Source organism: Streptomyces sp. 8L (assembly GCF_020176795.1).
GTDB lineage: Bacteria > Actinomycetota > Actinomycetes > Streptomycetales > Streptomycetaceae > Streptomyces.
The window spans coordinates 1-693 of sequence record NZ_JAIUKE010000954.1 but is presented as its reverse complement, the minus strand read 5'-3'; the positions used below and the strand labels follow the sequence as shown (position 1 = coordinate 693).

General features: G+C 68.5%; 1 pseudogene. It reads right to left on the bottom strand.

Features of this window, described 5'->3' with window-relative positions:
- A pseudogene (locus LCE31_RS40085) lies at window positions 1-693 on the bottom strand (IS630 family transposase); the annotation flags it as partial.

Sequence of the window (693 nt, the reverse complement as noted above, 5' to 3'; positions counted from 1 at the left end):
GGTCTCGGCGAGGCAGCCGTCTATGAGGTCGCTGTGGTACTGGATGTGCCGTAGGCCGCGTCGGATGCGCTGGATGAGGTGTTCGGGTGTGGAGAAGGCGACGTTGGAGAGCCGGCCGCGCCGTAGCAGTGACCAGATCCCTTCGACGGGGTTGAGGTCGGGTGCGTAGGGCGGCAGGTAGTAGAGGGTGAGCCAGTCCCGTGAGGCGGCGAACTCCCTCAGGCCGGCGGCTTTGTGGACGTTGAGGTTGTTCCAGATGAGCACGATCGGGCCGCCGAGCTGCTGGTGGGCGGCGATGAGCAGGTCCCGGTAGTCGCGCCAGGAGAAACTCTTGCGTCCGTCGCGGCGGCCGTCGTCCCGGCGCGGCCGGTAGATCAGCCGGGACCGGTGGCCCGGTTTGTAGCAGGTCAGCGCTGCGATGGAGATGCGTCTGCGGGAGCGGCCGCGGACACGCACCACCGGGGTCCGACCCCGCTGTGACCAGGTCTTGGCATGCGGCGGTGTCATGGAGAATCCGGCTTCGTCCTCGAAGACGAGCCAGGCTCCGTTCACCGCCGCGAGTCTTCCGCGCAGGGCCACACCTCCTTGACCCAACCGGCCACCGCCTCGTCGTCCCGCTCGATGGCCCGTCGGGCCGGGACCTGGCAGGACCATCCGTTGCGTACCAGCAGCTTGCGGACGCCCTGGATGGTG